Origin of the sequence: Hymenobacter sp. H14-R3, assembly GCF_030063445.1 — a bacterium.
Classification (GTDB): Bacteria; Bacteroidota; Bacteroidia; order Cytophagales; family Hymenobacteraceae; genus Hymenobacter.
The window spans coordinates 1-1,047 of the sequence record NZ_JASITD010000076.1 but is presented as its reverse complement, the minus strand read 5'-3'; the positions used below and the strand labels follow the sequence as shown (position 1 = coordinate 1,047).

Here is a 1,047-nt window from a genome sequence, read left to right as displayed (position 1 = left end):
CAGTCGTTTTGGTTGTCTAACCGCCTCCGGTTGAAGCGGGGTGCAAAAGTACGAAAAACTTTTGGCTTTTAAAATATTTTTCGATTTTTTATTTTCGAAGCTGATTTTGATTCCCTCTGCGCTGGCCGGCTGATGAGCAGCTTTAGGCGGTTTGGGAGTGCAAAAGTAGGGCTTTTTGAGGGCTTTGCAAGTTAGCAAAGTGAAATAAGCGGATAAAAACACGTTGTTCATAGGGTGGCTTACCCTACCTGCTTGTATTAGTGCCTACTAGCTATTGAAGAAAATTTCAGCTTTTTGGTGGGCATATGCGAGCAGCAGAACGACAGGCGCAAGATACCCTGGCAGGTTAGCTATGTACAGGAGCTTTTAGTGCAGGGGAAACTGAATTTACCGGTTTTGGTTAACGATGACGACGAGCACACGTGCACTGGGTTGAACCTAGCGTAAGGTTATATTATATGATGCAAGAGTCCGTTTTTACGCCGTAACTCGGCTATACAGTGCCTGACGGTATGCTGCCCGATGGCTCCTGTTTGTTTGGGCTACATGACCAGCATGTGGTACTAACGTTTTCTGTTGCTGCGTAGGATGGCGCAGACATACCAAAGTGGGGTTTTTGCGCAGACTCTCCGCGCTCGATGCGCAGGGGCAGACAGTGGGCCTGTGCAGCAGCCGCACGATTGCGTTCCCTAATTTGTATCGGCTGCCAGGCAGTACTCCCCATCTTGATACAGTGGAAGAGCATAATGAATTAACTACGGCCATCGCCCTGCCCGCTTTTACGGGCCGTTCTCACTTACATGAAGGTACGCGAGCAGGCTCCCTTCCTACGCGCTGGTTTTGTGCACGGTGGCCTTGGAAATGGACGGTTCCTAGATTGGGCGGGCCCGCATTGCGCTGGGCGGAGTGGCGCACAAGCCCTAGTGGTTGAAAAACCTTATTGGGTCTGGTGGGCTTTTCCGTAGAAAAGCGCTTTCGTCATGCTAATTTATCGCTTGTTTCTGACCGCTGAGGAACGCCAGACCCTGGAGGACTGGCGAAAGAAGT

Annotated in this window: 1 protein-coding gene; it reads right to left on the bottom strand. The window is 50.4% G+C overall.

All coding sequences use genetic code 11. The features are described 5' to 3' along the window. On the bottom strand, positions 1–231 hold a 231-nt coding region (locus QMK33_RS23360; RefSeq protein WP_283567041.1), incomplete at its 3' end, for a hypothetical protein. Between the last annotated feature and the right edge of the window lie 816 nt (positions 232–1,047).